The organism is Arthrobacter sp. TWP1-1, from assembly GCF_049897845.1.
In the GTDB taxonomy this organism is placed as follows: domain Bacteria; phylum Actinomycetota; class Actinomycetes; order Actinomycetales; family Micrococcaceae; genus Specibacter.
The window spans coordinates 1-23,705 of the sequence record NZ_JAFCXC010000004.1; the positions used below are offsets into that span (position 1 = coordinate 1).

The 23,705-nt window shown below is 60.7% G+C and carries 12 protein-coding genes; 2 read left to right on the forward strand and 10 right to left on the reverse strand.

Going from position 1 to position 23,705, the window contains the following annotated elements:
* Window positions 1–403: 403 nt before the first annotated feature.
* The 3 genes from glgB to ACP7B9_RS08785 are packed head-to-tail and all read right to left on the reverse strand — an operon-like array spanning window position 404 to window position 7,899.
* Entirely contained in the window at window positions 404–4,084 is a 3,681-nt protein-coding gene (glgB, locus tag ACP7B9_RS08775) for a 1,4-alpha-glucan branching protein GlgB (RefSeq protein ID WP_425862580.1), read from the reverse strand.
* Complete coding sequence (gene treS / locus ACP7B9_RS08780) at window positions 4,084–5,871, reverse strand: maltose alpha-D-glucosyltransferase (protein ID WP_425862581.1); 1,788 nt, start codon at window positions 5,869–5,871, stop codon at window positions 4,084–4,086. The genes glgB and treS overlap by 1 nt, the downstream gene beginning before the upstream one ends.
* A 3-nt stretch (window positions 5,872–5,874) precedes the next feature.
* Complete coding sequence (locus ACP7B9_RS08785) at window positions 5,875–7,899, reverse strand: alpha-1,4-glucan--maltose-1-phosphate maltosyltransferase (protein WP_425863125.1); 2,025 nt, start codon at window positions 7,897–7,899, stop codon at window positions 5,875–5,877.
* A 311-nt stretch (window positions 7,900–8,210) separates the two neighbouring features.
* On the opposite strand from ACP7B9_RS08785, the gene glgP reads away from it, so the two are divergent.
* A complete protein-coding gene (glgP, locus tag ACP7B9_RS08790; RefSeq protein ID WP_425862582.1) occupies window positions 8,211–10,835 on the forward strand; it encodes an alpha-glucan family phosphorylase in 2,625 nt (874 codons plus the stop codon).
* 92 nt (window positions 10,836–10,927) lie between these two features.
* Here glgP and glgX read toward each other — a convergent pair whose 3' ends face one another.
* The 6 genes from glgX to ACP7B9_RS08820 all read right to left on the reverse strand — a co-directional run bounded on the left by glgX (window position 10,928) and on the right by ACP7B9_RS08820 (window position 17,793).
* Complete coding sequence (gene glgX / locus ACP7B9_RS08795; RefSeq protein ID WP_425862584.1) at window positions 10,928–13,159, reverse strand: glycogen debranching protein GlgX; 2,232 nt, start codon at window positions 13,157–13,159, stop codon at window positions 10,928–10,930.
* Window positions 13,160–13,161: 2 nt separating this feature from the next.
* Window positions 13,162–14,160, reverse strand: coding sequence for a 23S rRNA (guanosine(2251)-2'-O)-methyltransferase RlmB (gene rlmB, locus ACP7B9_RS08800; protein ID WP_425862585.1), 999 nt, complete (start codon window positions 14,158–14,160; stop codon window positions 13,162–13,164).
* Window positions 14,161–14,476: 316 nt separating this feature from the next.
* Window positions 14,477–15,895 (reverse strand): cysteine--tRNA ligase, encoded by a 1,419-nt coding sequence (gene cysS / locus ACP7B9_RS08805; protein ID WP_425862586.1) that lies wholly within the window; start codon window positions 15,893–15,895, stop codon window positions 14,477–14,479.
* The gene (ispF, locus tag ACP7B9_RS08810; RefSeq protein WP_425862588.1) at window positions 15,892–16,413 is read right to left on the reverse strand and encodes a 2-C-methyl-D-erythritol 2,4-cyclodiphosphate synthase; all 522 of its coding nucleotides are present in this window, start codon (window positions 16,411–16,413) and stop codon (window positions 15,892–15,894) included. The genes cysS and ispF overlap by 4 nt, the downstream gene beginning before the upstream one ends.
* 4 nt (window positions 16,414–16,417) lie before the next feature.
* Window positions 16,418–17,197: a 2-C-methyl-D-erythritol 4-phosphate cytidylyltransferase gene (gene ispD, locus ACP7B9_RS08815; protein ID WP_425862590.1), complete on the reverse strand. Its 780-nt coding sequence runs from the start codon at window positions 17,195–17,197 to the stop codon at window positions 16,418–16,420.
* A 113-nt stretch (window positions 17,198–17,310) separates the two neighbouring features.
* Complete coding sequence (locus tag ACP7B9_RS08820) at window positions 17,311–17,793, reverse strand: CarD family transcriptional regulator (RefSeq protein WP_425862591.1); 483 nt, start codon at window positions 17,791–17,793, stop codon at window positions 17,311–17,313.
* 275 nt (window positions 17,794–18,068) lie between these two features.
* Here ACP7B9_RS08820 and ACP7B9_RS08825 point away from each other — a divergent pair, with 275 nt between their 5' ends.
* Window positions 18,069–18,647, forward strand: a complete 579-nt coding sequence (locus ACP7B9_RS08825) for a hypothetical protein (RefSeq protein ID WP_425862592.1) — start codon at window positions 18,069–18,071, stop codon at window positions 18,645–18,647.
* A gap of 173 nt (window positions 18,648–18,820) precedes the next feature.
* On the opposite strand, the gene ACP7B9_RS08830 is transcribed toward ACP7B9_RS08825, so the two are convergent.
* Window positions 18,821–23,629, reverse strand: coding sequence for a beta-galactosidase (locus ACP7B9_RS08830; protein ID WP_425862593.1), 4,809 nt, complete (start codon window positions 23,627–23,629; stop codon window positions 18,821–18,823).
* Window positions 23,630–23,705: the final 76 nt, after the last annotated feature.

Sequence of the window (23,705 nt, forward strand, 5' to 3'; positions counted from 1 at the left end):
CAGCTAAACGGTCCTGCCATCACCACAGGGGCGGCAACAACAAAACCAAATAACCAATTCAATATAAATAAATTGGTATCAATAAAACTTGGCACACTATTGAGTTCTCAAACAACAACCGCTCCCAGCCACACACCAAAAACAACCCGTAAACAACAGGTGAATCCTTGACGATCAGTGCCGGGGCAACTTTATAATCTTACCCGACTGAATTCCAATAAGTCAAATCAATGATTTCGACTAAATTCAAATTTTCATTTGAACACAAAACAGAAAGCCCATTTTCTAGGCCATTGTTTTGGTCTTGTCCAGATCCGAACCGTTCGTTCAGCGGAGTACTAACAATAGCACCTGCTTGCCTTGAAACCTAACGGCAAGCAGGTGCTAGAAGTGCGAGATCTTGCTACGAGTCAGCGGGTGCCAGATAGAGCGCGCCCAGCGGCGGGACTCGCAACTTAAGCGACGATGCTTGTCCGTCCCAGGCAAGCTCTTCCGCCTGCAAGATCCCGGCGTTTCTGACATCGGAACCGCCATACACGGCCAAGTCAGTATTAAGTACCTCTTCCCACTGTCCTGCTGCCGGCAAGCCGACCCGGTAACCCTCGTACGCCATGCCGGCAAAGTTGATGATGCACACCAAGGGTTTGCCCGCCTTGTCCCAGCGAACGAAGGACACTACGTTGTTCTCGGTATCCCCGCCATTGAGCCACGTGAAGCCGTCCGGAACATTGTCTTGTTCGTAGAGAGCGGGAATGGCGGAATAGTTGTGGTTCAAATCCTTCACCAGAGTCTGGATCGCTCGGTGGGAGGGGTTCTCTGCCAGCCACCAGTCGAGGCCGTGCTCTTCACTCCATTCGGATTCTTGACCGAACTCGGTTCCCATGAAAATTAGCTGCTTGCCCGGATGAGCCCATTGGAAGGCAAGGTAGGCCCTCAGGTTGGCCAGCTGCTGCCATCTGTCCCCTGGCATTTTGCGCAGCAAGGAACCCTTCCCATGAACCACTTCGTCATGGCTAATGGGCAAGAGGAAGTTTTCCGTAAAGGCATAGACGAGCGAGAACGTGATCTGGTTGTGGTGCCATCCCCTATTAACGGGGTCTTCCGACATGTACGTCAGCGAGTCATGCATCCAGCCCATGTTCCATTTGATGCCGAACCCCAGTCCGCCTTCACTGGTTGGCGCAGTCACGCCGGGGAAGGCCGTGGATTCTTCGGCGATGGTGACGATGCCGGGATTGCGCCGGTATGCCGTTGCATTCATCTCCTGCAGGAAGCTGATCGCTTCTAGGTTCTCCCGACCACCAAATCGGTTGGGGCTCCACGCTCCATCGTCCCGCGAGTAGTCCAGGTACAACATGGACGCGACGGCATCAACCCGTAGCCCGTCAATGTGGAATTCCTCGAACCAGTAGAGAGCGTTGGCCACCAAGAAGTTCCTCACTTCATTGCGACCAAAGTCAAAGATCAGGGTTCCCCAATCGGGGTGCTCACCCAGCTGGGGATTCGCGTGCTCATATTGCGCCCCGCCATTGAAGTTGGCCAGTGCCCATTCGTCCTTGGGGAAGTGAGCCGGCACCCAGTCCATGATGACGCCAATCCCAGCTTGGTGCAGGGAATCAACGAGGAAGCGGAACTGATCCGGGTGGCCAAAACGGGACGTCGGTGCGTAATACGAGGTGACTTGATAGCCCCACGAGCCACCAAAGGGGTGCTCCGAGACCGGCATGAGTTCCACGTGGGTAAATCCCAAGTCCTGAACATAGTCAACAAGTTCCTTGGCGAGCTCCGTGTAACTCAATCCGGGACGCCACGAGCCCAGATGCACTTCATAAGTGCTCATGGGCGAGTTGTGAGGATCGCTCGCTGCGCGCTTCTTCATCCAGTCGCCGTCTTGGAATGAATAGCTGGACTCGACCACACGCGAGGCCGTCAACGGCGGCACCTCCGTGCCGTAGGCCATGGGATCGGCCTTCTGCAGCCAGGCACCGCTTTCGGTGAGAACCTCAAATTTATAGCGGTCCCCCGCTGCGACATCCGGGATGAACAACTCCCAAAGGCCGCTATTGCCAAGACTGCGCATGGCGTTCGAACGGCCATCCCAGCCGTTGAACTCGCCAATGACCCGAACTGCCTGAACTGCGGGCACCCACACGGAGAAGCTGACGCCAGAAACTTCTCCGAGCTCAGAGTGATAGTGCTGTACGTGGGCGCCCAAGACGGTCCACAACGTTTCATGCCGGCCCTCGGCAATTAGATGCATATCCAATTCACCGACCGTCGGCATATACCTATAGGGATCATCGGTGCGGTGGACGCCGTCTGCATACGTGACATCTAGCCGGTAATCCGGAACATGTCCGGGCTCTTGGGCGGGCACTACAGCGACCCAAATGCCACCATGTTCGTGCGTCATGGGGGTGACGCCGTTTCCAGTGACCAGCTGCACCGCCTCGGCCAAATGCCGCAGCGCACGCACCGTCACATAACCGTCACTGTCCAGATGCGCCCCGAGCACGGAGTGCGGGGCGTAATACGTGCCCTCGGAAATCCGTGCCAACACACCCGCATTGACTGCCAGAGGGGCCATTTTATTTAGTCCCATGTCCACACCACTTTCCATTGATTCAAACAAATCCCGCACAGCATTTACCGGCACCCACGTCCACGTGGGTCGGTTTTGCAATTCATAAACAACCTCATAGAGCGCCTTATCCAGCCACAATGCCACGAAAAGCGGACTATTACGTGCAATCGTCTCGCCGGAGCCGCTTTCATAGCCGCTAATTAAGGCGTCGGCGCATTTCCTGGCCCATTCGGCGCCCTGATTTCGTGTCACGGCTCCCGTGCCGGCGGCCTGGGCGCCTGCGTAGTCAAAGGACCGCAGCATTCCAGCCAAGTCTCGGATCGCAACATCGGGCCGCGATCGCTCATTCAGGGGCCGCAGCGGTTCGCCCTCAAAGTCCAGAAAGAACCACTCCGGCGACCCCGCCGATTCACGGCGCACAAGCTGCCCCAGGTGTAGATCACCGTGGATACGCTGGACTTGCGGGATCGAATCGATTTGGCGCAATCGTGCCAAAACATCACGGAACCTTGTGTCATAGGGCCCGACGACGGGGCGCGCGATTTCCCATGCCCACTCCAGCCGAGCGGCAATGGCTTCAACGAATGTCTCAGCTTCGGATTCCTCCGCCCGATGCGAACCCATACCCACCCGCAAGCCAGCGTGGACTCGGGCTAGGGCCACACCAATCGAATGAGCATTGGCGGTGAAATCCACCTCGGAACCGGCGGCCTTAAGGGCAAGCGCCCACCCATCCTGCGCTCCCTCGATGAAATCGTGAACCACACAGAGAATGGTGCCCGAACCCTCATACTGCACCACAGCCTGGACCGCTGGAACATTTGAGACATTGACCTTCCCGGACACCGAGGCCAACGCACGCCCGATTTCAACCTCTGGATGCACTCCATCGTGGAGGACCCGGAAGAACTTGGCAATCAACGAGCGGCCATCCTGCCGGAAAATGACCGAGGTATTTGACTGCTCCCCGTCCAGCGCGCGAATGTCTGACAAGGCCGAACTCGCCGGACCGCCGAGACCCGAACTCCGCCAAACTTCAACACTCCCGCCACTACCGAAGGAACCGTATCCGGGGACCCCCGCCACCGCGGAAAGCCAAGCCCGCAGGAAGACGGGATCGGCCAATCCATCGTGTACGCGCCCACCGGGCCATCCGTCTCGTGTTGCTATGGCACCAAGGACGCCGCCTCGCATCGCAACGGTGGCAGCGGAAGTCGGCGAAACAGCGCCGTTTAACACAGCCGCGCCATTTCTGTGAAAGCTCAGGGGCAGCTGCAGCGTGAGGGTCTGTCCGGCGTCGTGCATTGACGTACTGCCGCGAGCTCCCGGGAGATCCACGGTAACAAGTAGCACAAGCAGTGTTACGTCAGGGTCGGGGGAAGGCAACTCAAACCGTTCGGCGATGGTCAGCTGGGCACCCTGACCGGCGCTGCCTTTGCGGGGGTACCAGCGCTGGTGGGGAAGCCAATCGGCGAGCAGATCCAGAAGAGTTAGGGCCATTAGAGTCCGCGGACCGATCCGTCAATCACCGGCAGCGCTTGCGTCTGCGTGGAGAGGACGTTGGATGACTGTGAACGAACTCGCAGCCAGAAGAAATCGTATGATCCCAGGGTCAAAGTGAGGTGGCCATCGCCGTCGATGCCGGGGAAGATGTCCCCGCCAAAGATATCGCGCAGTCCGCGGCCGGCAAGAGCCGGCAATTCAAGTACCGCGGCGGCCGGGTGCTGGGAAAGGTTGAACACACAAAGAATGGATTCGGGCTCCTCACCTTCCTGGTTACCCGCGGGCAGGATCCGTAAGAAGGACAGCACCGATTCATTGGACGTGGGTACGTTCTCGTACCGACCCAATCCAAAGGCAGGATGAGCCTTGCGAATACGCAGAATCTGCTTGTTCCAGTGCAGCAGGGAACTGGTGTGAGCCGTCTGTGCCTCAACGTTCACATGGTTGTAGTGATACACCAGCGATTGCACTACGGGGAGAAAGAGCTTGCCGGGATCCACGTGGGAGAAGCCCGCATTGCGGTCAGGATTCCATTGCATGGGGGTGCGGGAGGCATCACGATCCTCCAGCCAGATATTGTCGCCCATGCCAATCTCGTCCCCGTAATACAGGAAAGGGCTACCCGGTAGAGCGAGCAGCAGTGCGTTGATGAGCTCCATTTCCGCTCGGGAGTTATCCAGCAAAGGTGCCAGCCGGCGTCGGATACCAATATTGGCGCGCATGCGGGAATCGGGGGCATACCACCCGAGCATGGCCTCGCGCTCATTGGGCGTAACCATCTCCAGGGTCAGCTCATCATGGTTTCGCAGAAACGTTCCCCATTGGGCGCCCTGCGGAATCTCCGGCGTATTGGCCATGGTCTCGATAATGGGCGCGGCCTTTTGATCCCGCAGTGCGTAGTAGAGACGGGGCATGATGGGGAAATGGAACGCCATGTGGCATTCGGGGTTTTCTGGCGTACCGAAGTAGTCCACTACCTCGTGCGGCATCTGGTTGGCCTCGGCGATGATGATCCGCCCGGGGAATTCGGCGTCGACCATGGCACGCAGGTCCTGTAGGAAGCGATGCGTGGCCGGGAGATTCTCACAATTGGTGCCGTCCTCGGCATAAAGGTAAGGGATGGCGTCGGCACGGAAACCGTCGATGCCCTGTTCCAGCCAAAACCGCACCACCTCAAAGATGGCGTCACGGACGGCGGGATTCTCAAAGTTCAGGTCCGGCTGATGGCTGAAGAAGCGGTGCCAGAAGAACTGGCGCCGGATGGGGTCAAAGGACCAGTTGGAATCCTCGGTGTCGACGAAGATGACCCGGGCGTCCTCATACAGTTCGGTAGTGTCACTCCACATGTAGAAATCACCGAACGGCCCATCCGGCTCCTCCCGTGAGGATTTGAACCACTGATGCTGATCGGAGGTGTGGTTCATGGGCAGATCGATGATGATCCGCATACCTCGTTCGTGGGCCTGCGTCACGAGCGACTTGAAATCTGAAATAGTGCCGTAGGTTTCCATGACGGCCTTGAAATCACGCACGTCATAGCCGCCATCCAGCAACGGCGAATCAAAGAACGGCGGCAGCCACAGGCAGTCAATCCCCAGCCACTGGAGGTAATCCAGACGGGAGATCAGACCCGAAAAGTCACCCGAGCCATCACCGTTTGCGTCGGCAAAGCTCTGGACCAAAACCTCATAGAAAACAGCCTTCCGGTACCAGTGCCTGTCATGGGCCAGCCCGGGCGCATTCAGATTGAACTGCGGCGCACTATTGGCATTGGGATAGGCCATCGCCTATCGCCTGATGTGCAAGATGTGGGCCGGTTCCATGTGCGCATCCAGACGGAAGTAGTTCTTCTTTCCCCAGTTCCACGTAGCCCCGGTGACAAGTTCGTCAACGATGAACGTACCGTCAGAGGAAAGCCCGTCAAGTGCCAGCGCATCAAGATCAAGGGTCACTTCCCCTTGACGCATGCTGTGCGGGTCAACGTTGATCACCACAATGATGGTGTCCTTGCGAGCCGGGGTCTCCGCTGTGGCCGCGATGTATTTGTGCTTGCTGAACACCAGTGTGGCGTCATCGGAGCTTTCATGCAGGCTCAGGTTTTGCAGGTCAAGCAGCGCCGGGTGCTCACGCCGGATCTTGTTCAACAACGTCACGAACGGTGCCAGGGATTTTCCATGAGCTTCCGCGGCGGCAAAATCACGGTCCTTGAATTCATACTTTTCGTTGTCAATGTTCTCTTCGGACCCGGGCCGCGCCACGTGTTCGTAGAGCTCGTAGCCGGCGTACATGCCCCAGAGCGGACTGCCCATGGCGGCAAGAATGGCGCGGATCTTGAACGCCGCGGGCCCGCCATATTGCAGGTACTCGGTCAGGATGTCAGGGGTGTTGACAAAGAAATTGGGGCGGAAATAGCCGGCCGATTCCCGGCTCACATGGACCAGGTATTCCTCCAGCTCTGCCTTCGTGTTGCGCCACGTAAAGTAGCTGTACGACTGCTGGAAACCGGCCCGTCCCAGCGCCGCCATCATGGCAGGACGGGTAAACGCCTCGGCCAAAAATACAATATCTGGGCGCTCGGCGTTGATGGTTCCGATGAGCCATTCCCAGAACCAGACAGGCTTGGTGTGGGGGTTGTCGACACGGAAAATCCGCACTCCGTGGTCAATCCACAGACGTACGATCCGCAGAATCTCGGCTGACAATCCCGCGGGATCGTTATCAAAGTTCAGCGGATAAATGTCCTGGTATTTTTTCGGTGGGTTCTCCGCATACGCGATGGTGCCGTCCACCCTGGTGGTGAACCATTCGGGGTGTGCTTCAGCCCAGGGGTGGTCAGGGGCGCATTGCAAGGCCAGATCCAGGGCAATTTCAAGGTTCAGCTCATTCGCGGCAGCCACAAATGCGTCAAAATCGGCGAAGGATCCCAGCTCGGGATGAATCGAATCGTGCCCGCCAGCAGCCGAGCCAATGGCCCACGGCGACCCTGGATCGCCCGGGCCCGTGGTCAGCGAATTGTTGGGACCCTTACGGTTGATGGTGCCGATGGGGTGGATGGGCGGCAGGTACAACACGTCAAAGCCCATGTCCGCGACGGCCTGAAGGCGGTTCACGGCGGTGCGGAAATTGCCGCTGGTCCACTCACCTGTTTCGGGGTGGCGGTGCGCGCCTTCCGAACGCGGGAAGAACTCGTACCAAGCGCCGCGTCCGGCCGCGTCACGCTCAACCAACAGGGGGAATGACCTGCTGCGCGTCACCTGATCCCGCAGCGGGAAAAGTTCGACGGCGGCGCGGACCTCCCGGCCAGTTCCGGCGGCCAGGCGGTCATTGGTGTTGAGGGACCAATCCGCAAGCGTGCTCGCCGCAAGTTTGAACACCTTGGCAGCATCGGGCGCAGTTTCCTTGGCAGATTTGGCCGCGTTGCCCAAGAGCAGGGCACCTTCGGCCAACATGACGTCAACATCAACATCGGCGTTGATTTTTACCTGCGCGTTATGTGCCCACGTTGCGTAGAGGTCGCTCCACCCTTCCACGGCGAACGTCCAGTTACCCTCGGAGGACGGGGTCAGCACGCCCTCCCATGAATCGGTGCCCTTGGCTCCCGGCTTGAGCCTTGTGCGCTGCGCCTCGCTCTGATCCGGCGCAAAAAGGATGGCCGTGGCACCCAAAACGTCGTGTCCTTCACGGAAAACCACGGCGCTCACCCGCACATCGGCACCGCGAACACCCTTGGCCGGGAACCTGCCATCTTCCAAAACCGGCTGGACGTTCGTGACGGGAATTCGTCCAAATCGCAGACCCTGTTGCGGGTCCAATGGCGCAGCCCCTGCGGCAGCTGCCGCGCCGGCATCAGCGGCCGCGGACGCGGGGCTTCCCTTGCCGGAAACAGACACGACTGAGCCCTGGGTGGTTGCTGCGACTGGCACGTTGCGCGAAGGCTTAAAAGTACTCACAAAGACGACGTTAGCGACTCCCCGCCCGGATTGCTAAGGTCTCCCGCCATATCGGCGAGTTGGAGCGTCACACGCGGACAAAATTCACCTCTGAACATGCAGTCCGCGTAATGAATGACCAATTTTCCACAAGTGCTGTAATCGTGCCGAGAACTTGGGCTATGGTGACCGGCATGAAGGCAATTCGCAGATTTACAGTCCGCACCGTCGTCCCGGCCCAGATTTCCGCACTGACAAGGCTAGCCACCAACCTCCGGTGGTCCTGGCACTTGCCCACTCGTACGCTGTTTGAATCGCTAAATCCCGAGCTCTGGGAAAATTCCCGTCGCGACCCCTTGGCCATGCTCGCATCCATGTCCCGTGAACAACTCCAGGAACTGGCAACCGATCCCGATGTTGTCGCCCGCGTGGCCGCTGCCGAAGAAAGCCTGCACGAATACCTCAACGAACCGCGCTGGTACCAGGGACTCGGCGCAGAAGCACCGAAAGCGATCGCCTACTTCTCCCCCGAATTTGGCATTACCGAGGTGCTCCCCCAGTATTCCGGTGGTCTGGGCATTCTGGCTGGCGACCACCTCAAATCCGCATCCGATCTCGGGGTGCCGCTCATCGGCGTCGGACTTCTCTATCAGGCAGGTTATTTCAAGCAATCGCTCTCGAAGGACGCATGGCAGCAGGAAAGCTACCCGCTGCTTGACCCCGATGCGCTGCCACTGACCCTGTTGCGTGAGGCGGATGGCACACCGATTCAAATCCAGCTGCCGCTGCCCGGCGACAGGTTGCTACGCGCAAATATTTGGCGAGCCGATGTTGGCCGGGTGCCCTTGTTGCTGCTGGATTCAAACGTTGCAGAGAACGACGACGCTGCCCGTGGGGTCACGGACCGGCTGTACGGCGGCGGTGGCGATCACCGGCTGTCCCAGGAATTGTTGCTGGGCATGGGCGGGGTCAAGGCGCTTCGTGTCCACGCCCGCCTGACAGGAACCCCCGCACCGGAGGTGTTCCACACGAACGAGGGCCATGCCGGATTCTTGGGGATCGAACGCATCCGCGAGCTGATGGATCCTGCCGTGACGGACCACCCGCTTTCGTGGAGTGAGGCGCTGGCTGCGGGCCGGGCGTCAACAGTTTTCACCACCCACACGCCGGTTCCGGCCGGCATCGACAGATTCCCGCGAAACATGATCGAGCACTTCTTTGCCGGTCAGCTGGCACCGGGGGTCCCGGTCGCCGAGATCCTTGGTCTGGGTGCGGAAAATTACGACGGCGGCGATTCCGAGGTGTTCAACATGGCCGTCATGGGGCTGCGCCTTGCCCAGCGTGCCAACGGCGTCGCCAAGCTCCACGGCGTCGTGTCCCGCGGTATGTTCTCGGGTCTGTGGCCAGGCTTCGACCAGCAGGATGTGCCGATCACCTCGGTGACCAACGGCGTCCACGTGCCCACCTGGGTAGACCCGGAACTGGCGGCTCTGGCACGCGAACGTTTTGGTGCCGAGGTCCTGGACGGGCCCGACTGGTCCAAGGTGTACGACGTGAGCGATGAAGACGTCTGGGCACTGCGCCGCCGCTTGCGTGCGGCGTTGGTCGAGGACGCGCGCAGCCGCCTGCGTTCCTCGTGGAAGAAGCGCGGCGCCGCCGACGCCCAGCTTGCCTGGACGGATTCCGCCCTGGACCCGGACGTGCTGACGATCGGCTTTGCCCGCCGCGTCCCCACCTACAAACGCCTGACCCTGATGCTGCGTGATCCGGCCCGCCTCAAGGCCCTGCTCCTGCACCCAGAGCACCCGATCCAGATCATCATCGCCGGAAAGTCGCACCCCGCCGACGACGCCGGCAAGAAGATGATCCAGGACCTGGTGCAGTTCACCGACGATCCAGAGGTGCGCCACCGGATCGTTTTCCTGCCCAACTACGACATCGCCATGGCCCGAACGCTCTTCCCGGGCTGCGACGTTTGGCTCAACAACCCGCTCCGACCCTTGGAAGCCTGTGGCACCTCGGGCATGAAGGCCGCCATCAACGGTTCTCTGAACCTCTCCGTCATGGACGGCTGGTGGGATGAAATGTACGACGGCGAAAACGGCTGGGCGATCCCCACGGCCAATTCCGGGACGACAGACGAGGAACGCGACGACATTGAGTCCGCGGCGCTGTACGAGCTGCTCGAATCGCAGGTTGCACCGCGGTTCTACGGCGAAGTTGTGGCCGCCGGTGCCGGAGCTGCCGGTCCTTCCCAACCGCACGACGGCGGACTTCCATCGCACTGGATATCCATGATCAAGCACACGCTGGCGCACCTAGGCCCGCAGGTATCCGCTGACCGCATGGTGGCCGAGTACGTGCAGCGTTTGTACCAGCCTGCTGCCGTTGCGGGGCGCCTCGCACGCGCCGACGACTACGCGGCAACACGGACATTGGCTGCCTGGATTGACCGCGTCAGGCCCGCTTGGCACGAGGTCGCGATTGAGCACGTGGAATCACAGGGACTGGCGGACGAGCCCCAAATTGGCGAAACGCTGCAAGTCCGTGCCCACATGGATCTTGGCAGCTTGGATCCCAGCGATGTGCAGGTCAGCGTTGTCTACGGAACGGCCGGCGACACCGATGAGCTCAGCGACACCCGCAGCCTATCCCTCGACGAAGTCACCCCTGCCACCGACAATGGACCTGGCCGCTACCAGTTCTCCGCCGAATTGGTGATTGACCGGTCAGGGAACTTTGGCTATGGCGTCCAGGTGCTTCCCCGGCATACAGCGCTGGCCAATCCGGCAGAGCTGGGCCTGATCACCACCGCTTGATCCGGGCGCCGTTGGTCGAGCCTGTCGAGATCGGTCTCGACAGGCTCGACCAGCGGTGTCAGGCTCGACCACCGGTGTCACCGGCGGCAGGGTTAGCTAGCGGTGAGGTCGTTGCGGTAGATCTGAACCGTGTTTGCGTCCACCCGGACGGTCTCGCCCGGCTTGACCAGCGGAATGGAACGCGGCAAGCGGAAGGAAGGCTCGCCGTCGTCCGCAAGGGTTGGCTCCGCCGTGGTCATCCGCAACATGTACGGCCTGAGCTCCGGCAGTGCCACCTCTGCGGCCGCGTCAGGATCCGGCTCTGACGCCGGCTCCGTTACTGGCTCCGATTCCGGTTCCGGCTCTGTGGCACCGGCAATAAAGCGCGGGTTAGCGGGCAGAACCACGTCTTCGTTGGTGATGCCGGTGTTGAAGACAACCAGCCCGTCAACCTTGCCATCGGGGGAACCCATGAGCATGGTGAGAACACGTTCGTGCGGGTTTTTCCATTCCTCCGGGGACATGGGGACGCCATCGGCGCCAAACCAGTGGATGAACGAATGCCCGCCGCGCGTGGGGTAACTGCTGGGCTGGGCGGCCAGGAAGTCCTTGCGAATCTTCACGAGGCGGCGCGTGGCAGCCAGCATGGTTTTCGCTTCCTCATCCATGGACCAATCAACCCAAGCGATCTCATTGTCCTGGCAGTAGACGTTGTTGTTTCCGCCTTGGCTGCGACCCAACTCGTCGCCCGCGGTGATCATGGGCACGCCGAGAGCCAACAACATGGTGGCCATCAGGTTGCGGCTGGTTCGCCCGCGCTGGGCCAGGATGTTCTCGTTGTTGGTAATGCCCTCAACACCGTGGTTCCAGCTGCGGTTGTTGCCCGTGCCGTCGCGGTTTTCTTCCTGATTATCCAGGTTGTGCTTGTGGTTGTAGGCCGTGAGATCGGCCAAAGTGAAGCCGTCGTGGGCGGTAATCATGTTGATCGAGGCCATGCGGCTGCGTCCGGAAGCGGCAAACAGCTGGGCCGATCCGCCCAAGGCGTCGCCAAACTTTGACAAACCATTGTGGTGGTAGCCAGCGAGCATGGTTGCCCGGTCGGTCAGCCAAACCTCACGCAGGGTGTCCCGGAAGGAATCATTCCAGTCCGCCCAGCCCGTGGGGAAATTACCCGTCTGCCAGCCACCGTAGCCGACGTCCCACGGCTCAGAAATGAGTTTCGTCGAGGCCAGCACACCATCTGCGGCCGCGGCCAGCAGGAACGGGTGTTGGCTGTCGAATTCGTGAACACCGTTACGAGCCAGCGAGACCGCCAGGTCAAAACGGAATCCGTCGATGTGGAACTCTTCAACCCAGTACCGCAGCGAGTCCAAGGCCATTTTCATGACCTGGGCGTTGCCGAAGTTCAAGGTGTTGCCACAGCCGGTGGTGTCGTAGTACTGACCGTCCCGCATGCGGTAGTACTGCTCCTCGGCCAAGCCGCGCCAGCTCAACGACGGACCGCCCGGACCGCCCTCGGCCGTGTGGTTGTACACAACATCCAAGATGACTTCGATGCCGGCCATGTGCAGCAACTTGATCATGCCTTTGAGCTCGGCCTGGACCGCTGCCGGACCGGCTTCGCGCGCTGCGGCGCTTGCATTCTCCACATGTGGGGCAAAGAAACCAAGGGTGTTGTAACCCCAGTAGTTCGTCATCCCGGTGCCATGCAGATGTGGCTCATCGATGTGGAAATGAACAGGCAAAAGCTCGACGGCGGTCACGCCAAGTTCCTGGAGGTGCTTGATCATGACGGGGTGGGCCATGCCGGCGTACGTACCCCGAATGTCTTCGGGGATATCCGGGTGCAGCATTGTCTGCCCACGGACGTGCGCCTCATAGATCACGGTTTCGCGCCAAGGCGTATTCGGCCTGGTCACGGTGCCCCAGTCGAACTCAGAATCCATGCGCACCGACAAATACCCGTCAGTTCCGTCGGAGCGCTCGGCCTGGTCGATGAAACGTCCGTACGGATCGAGCAGGAGTTGCACCGCTTCGGGATCGATCAGCAGCATCTCTTCGCGGGTTGCCTCGAGATCCGTGTAGAAACCATAGCGGCTGCCTACGGGCATGTTCTCCACCAAGGCGTGGTGGACGCCGTCGGTCTTGTCAGGCAGCAGCACTGCCTTCCAAGAGTCACCGGGAGGCTGAAAACACAGCACCACATTGCGGTGGGCAGGTGCGTAGACGGCAACGTTGGCCGTCAGGCCACGCTGCTCCTTGGAAATGTCACTTACCCCGAGGGGAAAGTGACGCGACAAAGCCGCCCCCAGTGTACTGATGGCCTCCACAACGGTCTCCGGCATGGCTACGCCTTGACCGCGCGTTGCCTCGAGATCTCGTACAAGCTGATGCCAACAGCCATGGACGCGTTCAAGGATTCCATGGCTGAGTCGATCGGGATCGAGACGATCTGGTCGCAGTTTTCGCGCACCAGACGGGACAGGCCCTTGCCTTCGGAGCCAACCACGATGCAGACAGGTTCCTGCGCCAGGGTGAGGTCGGGCAGCGAAACGTCGCCGTCGCCGTCGAGCCCTAGAACAAAGAAGCCCATCTTCTGGAACGCGCCGATGGCACGGTTGAGGTTGGGAGCCTTAGCAACGGGCACACGCACGGCGGCACCGGCGCTGGTCTTCCAGGCAGCGGCCGTCACACCGGCGCTGCGGCGCTCGGGGACAATCACGGCGTGGCCGGAGAAGGCGGAAACGCTACGGATGATGGCACCGAGGTTGCGGGTGTCGGTGATGCCGTCAAGTGCCACGATGAGCGGCGCGTTGGCGATATGGCCCTTCTTCCACTTGGCGATGATCTCGCTGGCCGTATCAACGGCGTCCTCGTATTCGTACGGAGGAATCTGCAGAACCAGGCCCTGGTGGATGGCGTCTTCGGTGAGACGGTCCAGCTCAGGCTTGTGGGCTTCCAACAGCGGGATGCCGCGCTCGGTAGCCAGCTTGATGGACTCGCGCACACGCTCGTCCATGTCTACGCGGACAGCAACGTAGAGGGCCTTGGCGGGAATGCCCGCGCGCAGTGCCTCGACGACCGAGTTACGGCCCGTCACGAGCTCCTCGGTAGCCTTGCCCTTGGGACCGCTGTTGCGGCGCGGAGAGTTGCTGGCGCCGGCGCCGCGCTTGGCAGCCGAACGCTCTGACAGCTCCTGGTTCTTGTACGCCTTGTGGTAGGTGCGCTCAGCAGCCTTCGGCGTAGGGCCCTTGCCTTCAAGAGCCTTCCGGCCATGACCGCCTGTGCCGACGCTGGGGCCCTTCTTGAGCTTGCGTACTGCCCCGCGGTGTGAATCATTGGCCATGGTGAAACCCTTACGATTGGTGCGGCGCCCTGTGTTTCCATGGCCCCGAAGTTCGTCAAATCAAATCTAGTCGCATGCGCTTTTAGGCACGCAAGATTACGGGAAACAAAAGACCCGTAGCTACTAGCTTACGGCCTGAACATAAATTTCGGGGTGCACAGCCGAAAAAGTGCGCATTCTCACCGCTCGGCTGGCGGTGAGTGCGCGAGCGTCTGGGGAAAACGCCCCGTAAGTGCGCGAGCGTCTCAAGGAAACGGCCGTTTAGTGGTGCAGCGTTCATCAAAAACCGCCGTAAAGTGGTGCGGGGTCTGAGGGGTTAGCGCTTTAGGGACCAGGTGGAGCCGGTGGCGGAATCGGCAATCTCGACGCCGGCCGCGGCCAAGGTGTCGCGGATCCTGTCCGATTCGGCCCAGTTCTTCTCAGCCCGGGCTTGCGCACGCGCCTCCAGCTGGGCCTTCACCAAGACGTCCAGCGCAGTCAGCTCGGCTTCTGAACCGCTCCCCTGCTGCCATTGCGCGTCCAAGGGGTTGATTCCCAGTGCATCGGTCATGCCCATCACTGCGAAGAACGCTTCCTGCACTGCTTCCTTGTTCCCGGAAGCCAGTGCCGTGTTTCCGGCACGGACAGTCTCGTGAAGCACGGCTAGGGCCGCGGGAACATTGAGGTCGTCGTCCATTGCGGCGCGGAAGGCTTCCGGCCGGGTACCGATGTAGCCGAAATCGCCACCCGGAAAGAGCAATCCCAGTGACGCCTTTGCAAAGGTTTCAACGCGCTCGACGGCGGCCGCAGCTTCCGTGAGGGAACCCGGCCGGTAGTCCAAAACGGAGCGGTAGTGGGCCTGTCCCAGGTAGTAACGGACCACCAACGGGCGGGCGATCTCCAGCATTTCACGCGGGTTGATGGTGTTGCCGATGGACTTGGACATTTTTTCACCCTGGTAGGTGACCATGCCGTTGTGCATCCAAAAGTTGGCGAAACCGTGACCGGCAGCCTGCGACTGAGCCATCTCGTTCTCATGGTGCGGGAAGCGCAGGTCCAGGCCGCCACCGTGAATATCAAACTCGGTGCCGAGGTACTTGGTGACCATGGCGGAGCACTCGAGGTGCCATCCGGGACGGCCGGCACCCCACGGGGATTCCCAACGGGCAGTCTCGGGATCGCCGTTCTTGTGCCCTTTCCACAGCGCAAAGTCGCGGGGATCGCGCTTGCCCCGGGGATCGGCGTCGGGCGCGGCCTGCATGTCGTCAATATTTTGGTTCGTCAAGGAGCCGTAGGCAGGCCAGGAGCGCACGTCAAAGTAGACGTCGCCCGAATCGTCCAGTGCCGGGTATGCGTGCCCGCGCTCAATCAGCGCAGCAATGAGCGCATGCATTTCCGGGATGTGGCCCGTAGCGCGCGGCTCATAGGTGGGCTTCTGAATGCCAAGGGCCGCATAGGCGTCGGCGAAAGCCTGCTCAAAACGGTAGGCAAGGCCCCACCAGGGCTCGTTATTCTCGGCGGCTTTGACCAGGATTTTGTCGTCGATGTCCGTCACGTTGCGCACAACAGTGACGTTGTAGCCACTGCTCTGAAGCCAGCGGGTTAGCTGGTCAAAAGCCAAGGCTGAGCGGACATGGCCGATGTGCGGCTCGCCCTGGACGGTGGCACCGCAGTAGTACAGCGAAACCTCCCCCTCTTTGAGCGGGACGAAGTCGCGAACGGCGGCGGTGGCAGAATCATGGAATCGCAGGGTCACGGCTCTAGGGTATCCCTTTGCGCGACCTCTTGGTGTGCGCGATAAACCACGAGCGCCGTGGCGTACGCCGTGATGCCTTCGTTGCGGCCGGGGAAACCCAGCCCGTCCGAGGTGGTTGCGCTGACAGAAACCGGCGCTCCGGCTGCCGCACTCAGGGCAGCCTCGGCTTCCTGGCGCCGCGGGCTGAACTTGGGCCGATTGCCGACAAACTGCACCGCGATGTTGCCGATCTCAAATCCGGCTTCGCGCACAATACGTGCAGCCTCCGCCAACAGCCGCACACCCGTGGCGCCCTGGTATTCAGGGCGGTCGGTGCCAAAGTGGGTGCCAAGATCGCCCACACCGGCGGCAGAGAACAGCGCGTCGGCGGCCGCATGGGCCACGGCGTCGCCGTCGGAATGGCCGCTCAGGCCGCGCTCACCTTCCCACAGCAGACCGGCCAACCATAGTGGAGCGGGGCTGCCTTCGGGTGCGAATGCATGAATGTCCACGCCGATGCCGGTGCGAGGCAAACTCATGGGGCTATCCTTCAATCCAGCGCGGACGCAATGGTCCTGCGAGCATGGCCTCGGCCAACAACAGGTCCATGGGTGTAGTGATTTTGAGGCTGTGCGTTGACCCTTGCACCACAAAGACCACCTCGCCCAAAGCCTCCACGAGCATGGCGTCGTCGGTAATGCGGGAGGCAGCTCCGGCATCCAGCGTCAACAGGTACTCGTGGGCCCGGCGCAACGTGTCCAGCTCAAAGCCCTGAGGGGTTTGCACGGCACGGAGTTGGTTGCGCGGCGGGGTGTCAACGACCTTTTCCAGCCCGGCCCCGGTGACGGGCAGGCTGGCGGGAACTACTGTCTTGATGGTGTCGGAGACGGCCAATGCAGGGATCACGGCCTTGGCTCCGTCGCGCAAGGCTCCGGCCACGCGGTTAAAGACGCCGGCCGGTGTGAGCGGCCGGGCTGCGTCATGAATCATGACGGTGGTGATGCCGCTGGCAATCACTTCCAGCGCGGCAGTCACAGAAGCTGACCGCTCCGCGCCACCTTCAACAATGCTAAGAAGGATGCCCGCCGTGGCAGCCTCGGCACCCACTCGCTGGCAGATGGCGGCCACCTCCGAATCGTCGGCCGGAATCGCAACGCAAATCTGTGCGGCCACCCCGGCCTTGATCACGCCACGGACCGCGTGAACCAGCATGGCGTCGCCACCCAAGGGCACCCGTGCCTTAGGTACGCCATGTCCCAGTCTCTGCCCGGACCCTGCTGCAACCACCACGACGGCGCACGAGCCGTCCTTTACCTCTGTCATGGCATCCACTTTAGTCGGCCTAACTTGGTCCGGAGCATCTGCAGCAGCAGACATGGTTGGCAGGCGCGAAAAAGCCCCCATACCTTGCGGTACAGGGGCTCTCGAGGATGGAACTATGAAGCCAGAACTTCGTCAAGAACCTCGGACGCTTTGTCCTCGTCTGTCTTCTCAGCCAAGGCCAGCTCCGAAATCAGGATCTGACGGGCCTTTGCCAGCAGACGCTTCTCGCCAGCAGAGACTCCGCGATCGTTGTCGCGGCGCCACAGGTCGCGAACAACCTCTGCAACCTTGATAACGTCACCGGAAGCAAGCTTTTCCAAGTTTGCCTTGTAACGGCGAGACCAGTTGGCGGGCTCCTCCGTAAACTCTGCGCGAAGAACATCGAATACGTGCTCCAGGCCTTCCTTGCCTACGACATCACGCACTCCCACAAGATCAACGTTCTCAGCGGGAACTTCGATCGTCAGATCCCCCTGGGCAACCTTGAGCTTGAGATACATTTTCTCTTCCCCACGGACGGTACGCATCTTGATCTCTTCGATCTTTGCCGCACCATGATGTGGGTAAACTACTGTCTCGCCGACCTCAAAAAGCATGTGGATTCTCCCTTTCCAATAGTCCTAGTTTACCACGGTTAACTCTTCACTCCCTTGAGTTTCCGCAGGTCAGGGGCCCCGGAAACTACGCTAACCGCGCAATTGTTCCAACAATTGGAGAATTTCGACCTCTTGACTATTGCCAGTGGAGATGCATTCACTCGGCGGCCCACGCAGCAACAAAGTTGGCCGCGAGAGTACCGAAGCGCACTTTTGCCGCAATTACGGATAAGCTGGGCAAAGATATTTTGTCTTTTCCATGAGGAGTTACTGACGTGAGAATCGCTGCCGGCATCCGCGGTACCAAACGAGCGCAACGCTTGAGCCTGATTGCAGCCATCGGCATTGGTGCCATGGCATTCACCGGTTGCAGTGCCATCAACGAGCAAAGCACCACCCGCGTGTACTCCGCATCAGATGGAGTCCGTCTTGATCTGGGCCAGCTGGAATTGCGGAACGTACTGATCGTTTCCGAAGCTGCTGATGGTCCGGGCCGCGTGGCTGGAACGTTCTACAACCAGTCCGAATCCGACATCACACTGACGATTAGCGGCGCCCAGGGCTCGCAAACCGAAATCACCGTCAAGCCCGGTGTGCCAACGGTCCTGAACAGCGCTAGCGACAGCGCCATCCTGAGCACCGTTGCTGGCGCTCCGGGTATGGTCGAGACCATTGAGCTGCGCACCTCCGGTGGCGCTACCGAAACCGCATCGTTGCAGGTTCCAGTCATGGACGGAACGCTCAAGGAATACAAGAACCTGATTCCGACTCCGGCACCCACCATGGAGCCGACGGCGTCAGCCACAGCTGACGCATCGGCGTCGCCTACCGCTGAGGCAACAACAGCTCCGTAGTTCCCCATAAAAGTGGGGCCGGTTGCATTGAATGCAACCGGCCCCACTTTTTTGTGCCTACGACCTTCTTGTGTCTACGACAGCTTTCGTAAACTCGCTTCTACACGTCTAAGCCTGCGTGTGGGCACGGGGACATCATTCCCGCGCCCACCGCGTGCTCATGACTGCTGCCGCTAGTGGCCACTAGCCCGGCGACGGCTCATGATGACCACGCCTGCCACGAGGATCAGCACGGACGCCAGGCCAATCAGTTTGTCATTGACGCTCGTAGTGACAAGCACCGGCTCTATCTGCGTAACCGAACCCGAGGCACTAATGGTCAGCGGCGAACGGACCTTGACCGGTTTCCCATTAATCCCCTTGCCGTCAACAACGATGGTGTGCTTACCCGCTAAGACATCCTCAGGAAGATTCACGCTCAAGGTCACCGTGCCGTCATTCGCAACTGTGGCAGTTCCCAACTTCACGGGCTTGGAATGCAACACAAATTCCGCCACTGTTCCCGGCTTGAAGTTCACACCCGAGATCGTGAGCTTCTCGCCCGGAGCCAAAGTTCCCGAGCTCAAGGTAACGGCGGCCGCGCCATCCGAGGGCACCGAGTTCGACGGCGTGGCGCTGGCCGACGCGGTTGCGGTTGCGGTTGGTACAGCCGTTGCCGTCGGTGTCTGCGTTGCGCTCTCCGTCGGAGCTACTACCTCGGCGACCGAGATTGCCACGGTTTTAGTGCCAAGGACCGACCCGGACACCGCATCTTTGATGGCCGCCGTGGCGGTGAAAGCACCCTTGGCCGAATAGCTGTGCGTAGCCGAGTAGCTACCGTCAACAACAGGAACGGTCACAGCAGCGGTGCCGTCGCCGAAATCTACGACAGCCTTCGTCAACGCACCGTTGCCAATCGCAGCTAGGGCCGAGGTGCCGCTGACAACAGCGTCCGCTCCGACGTCGACCGTGGACTTCGCGGCGGCCGCCGTAACAACGGGAAGGGTGTAATCCGGCGCCGTGTTCAGCGTGGTGGGCACCCCGCCGAGGCTGGTTCCGCGATCCACCAGGGTGATGGAATCCGGGCCCTGGGCGTCGCGTTCGGTTGTCAGCGCGATGGCAATCGTGTTTTCGCCCGACTTGTTCAGGAAGCCGCTGGGAATGGTGAACCGACTCTGCGGACCAACATTGCCGACCCAGGTGCCAGTGTTCCAGCCGTTCACATAAATAACGGCTCGGGCGTAGGACTGACGGCCATTCTCAAACTTGGCATCGTTAATCTGCAACGCCAAGGCGGTGTCGGTACCTGCCGGGACCGCCAAATCAAAGGTATTGCGGTACCAGGTCACGCCGGCCTTGGCGGGCTTGAGACTGGTGCTGTCCGCCCATTGTGCGTCGGGGTAACTCGGCAGGTACCAGCCGGCACGCTCGCCATAGAGGCCGCCGATGTTGTACATGGTGCGGTCGGTATCGACCGGAGCAGCCTTGTCCTTGGCACCCTGCAACTTCCAGGTCACCGTGCCACTGCTGGGCAGGATCGCATCAAACAAGCCGCGGTTTTGGCGGGACAGTCCGTCATCGGACCAGTCAAGGTTTTGTCCTTGGTTACGGACGACAGCTGAAACCACCGTATCTTCACCGTTTTTGATGACGCCGGCGGGAAGCTGCAGGGTTTGCATGCTGCCGTTGGCCGCCGTGGCTCCGACGTAAGTACCGTTGACCCACACCAGCATGTTCGCGCCGCTGCCACCTTGTCCACGCAGCTGAATGCTGGTGGCAGCCGAGGAAGCAGTGAAGTGTGCCCGGTACCAGGTGTCGCCCTCGTAGAAACCGTAGTAGGCGGTGTCCAGGACCTTGCCCTGGTTGGGGCCCGGGCCCTGACGCGTGTTCGCCGCCGTGGTGGCCGTGGCCTCGAGCCACGTTGAATCATCGAAGGCAACGGCGGATTCCGGATTCTCGCCCGAAACCTTCCAGGTCGTCAGCGCCGGCAATACCGCAGGGGCCGGGCCGGCGAGGCTGGCGTTCAGCTCGCCATTGGCGCCCGACGTCGTAGCCAACGGTTGGCCGTTCCACGTGGCCTTGGTGATGCCTGCCGGAACATAGATGCCGATGGTGCGAGCAGCCTTCGTGTCGCCCACCAGGTGGACGGTGTCGCCGGTGAACTCCACCGAGCGCAAGAGATCAACACCGGTGACCATGGCGGTCTTGTTCGTGGTTCCGCCCGTGACCGCGCCTTCCACCGTCCACTGCAGCGCCGTGGCGCTGCGATCGGTGGTGACGATGGTCAGCTCCGGTGCACCGCCGCCGGTGATTTTGACCCAGGTACCCGCGCCGTGAACGTAGTTCAGACGCAAGGTCTTGCTCGCGTCATCCCAGACAGATTCCACGGGCGTGCCGCCCAAAGTAGTCACCGTGGGAGCCGAGGCGTATTGGAGAACTGTTTCTCCGGCGTCGTTCTTGGCACCGTTGAGCACCAGCAAGGTGCCACCGGTGACAGGCATCTTCGTGAATAGCTCGGACGTGCTGTACATGAGCTTCTGACCGTCGAAGGCGTAATCGGCGATCACCATGGCGGCGTCGCGGCCGTGCAGGTTCAGGAACGTCCCGGCCTTTTGCGGCACGCGGTCGAAGGTGATGGCGTCGGCCGGAGCCTCGGGGGTGGTGGAGGGTGTGGAGGTCTCGATCGCGTCAATGGCAATAAAAGTGCCAACGGCGGCCGGGTCACCCTTCACACCGGTATTGACCACCTTGATGACGTGCTCGACGTTAGGGTCGAGGCCGGTCTTTTCGAAGGCCACAAATTGGGCCTGGCTGGGCAGTGTGGGGATGTACGTGTTGGTCTCGCCCGCCTTGACGCCGTCAATGAAAACATCGGCCTTGGCGTGATTGGTGGAACGCGGAGAAATCAGTCGGACATCGGCGGCGCTGAACGTGTATTCGTAGGACGCGCCGGTGACATTGCTGGAGGTTTCCGTGCCCAGGTAGTCCTTGATGGTCCAGTTCTTACCCGTCTCGTGGTTCCACTGCGAAACGCCGGCGGAGGTCTTCGAGAACGCGATCTTGGGGTCGACGTCGTCGATCTTCACGGAGGTGGCCTGCGTCGGGGCGGCGATGACGTCAAATGCGTCAACGCTCACGAAGGTGCCCGAGCTGCCAGCATCCTTCTGACCCGTCACCACAATCTTGAGCGTGTGCTCAACAGTGGGGTCCAGCCCCTCCTTCTGGAAGGAGACGTACTGGTAAGCGGCGTTCTGGCCGCGGAAGGTGTTGGTCTGGCCGACCTTGACGCCATCAATGAATACATCGCCGTAGCCATGGTTGATGGACTGCGGGGAGATGACCTTGATGCCGGCACCCGTGAACTTGTATTCCAGGGAATCGCCCGTAGTTGCGCTGAACGTCTCGGTGCCTTTGTAATCGTTGGCAGTCCAGGCTTTGCCCGTGGCATGTTCCCACGCCCCGGTATATGTGATGGCCGTGGTGTCGGTGTCATCGTTCGTGTAGCTGGCCACTGTGACTTCTTCACGCGGCGCAAGCGATAGCGGAACGGTGTATTTCAGTTCCGCGGTGCTGTTGCTGTCGGCCTGGCGGAAGCCGAGGTAACGGGTGCCGTTGCCTGTCACCGAATCGGCGGTCAGGTTTTCTGTGGCGATGCGTTGGTAGGAATTGATATTTCCCACGCCGCCGTCAACTGTCACCGGAGCACCGTCCTGGGGAACCATGTTAGAGATGGGTGTGAAGTCGCGTTGGAAGTAGCCGAGCTCCTTCTGCACTGCCGCCTTGGGCGTGAGCTGGCGGTCCTCGTTGATGGCCGCGCCGTAATCGTAGGAGGTAAAGCCGGACGACGGCGATCCGGTCCAGCCCCAGTTCGTGCCGCCGTATTCCATGTAGTAGTTGAACATATTGATGCCGTTGTTGAGGTTGTTCACCCCGTATTGGCGGGTGAATGCGGGGTCAACAAATTCGGCGCAGCGATCGGTGTTGAAGCTGGCACCCCAAGGGGTGAAGGCACCGCCCTGACCCTCGGCGATGAACATGGGGCTCGTGGCGGTGCGTGCGCGGAAGCGGGTCTCCATGTCTTGGATCTGCCCGCGCGTGTTCGAGCAGGTGAAGCCGAGCGGGTACTGGTCGAACGCGTAGTAGTCCAGGCCAACATTTCCGCCGGCCGTGGTGCTCCCTGGAACGTAGGCGCCGTTGAAGCCCCAATCGTTGTGGAACACCGGAACGGTGATCCCATCACCCTTAATCTGGGTGACCAGTTCCTTCATGAACGCCGGGCGGTCACCGCTCTCATTGAGCAGTTCATTCTCGGCCTGGTAGGTGACGATCGAACCGCCGCCGTCGGTGACCTGGTGCTTGACGGCGATTTCATTAAACGCGTTGATCCAGCTCAACGACTCGCTGAGAGCCTCCGGATCCGTGCTTCGCAGTCCACCGGCCCCGCTCTTGGTGAGGTAGGCAGGGAGACCACCCATGGAGACTTCGGCATTGATGTACGGCCCGGGCCGTGCGATGACGTACAGGCCCTCCTCCTCGGCCATGGTCAGCAGCAGCTCGATGTCTTTGATGCCTGTGAAATCAAACTTTCCCGACTCGGTGGAATGCAGGCCCCAGAAGAAATACAGCGAGACAGCGTTGAAGCCGTTCGCGCGCATTTTCTGGAACATGTCTCGCCAGTCATCTGTACCAGGGAGGCGCCAGTAATGAAACTCCCCCGACCACACGTTGAGCCGCTCACCATCAACCATGAACGACTTCGGGTCATAGGTGACCTGGTGGGCCTGGCCATCGTTGCCAGGGAAGTTGATCTTGTTCCCGGCCGTCGCCGCGAGCTCGGCCGCCTGCGCTACCGCCGGAAGCGCCGATTCAGCCGTTTCGGCCGGAGCGGCCGTGGCCAGCGCTGGGCTGGCGATCGCCATCAGCCCTAGCGCGGCCGTGGCCATCAGCGCCGTCGCCTTGATGCGCCGGGGTTGGGATGGTGGCCTCGATGAGTGTGCAGACATATTTGAAGTACCTCAAATCTTGATGCTGCCACCGAGGCCAGCCCCTATGTTATCCGTCACAGCGTATGACGCGGAT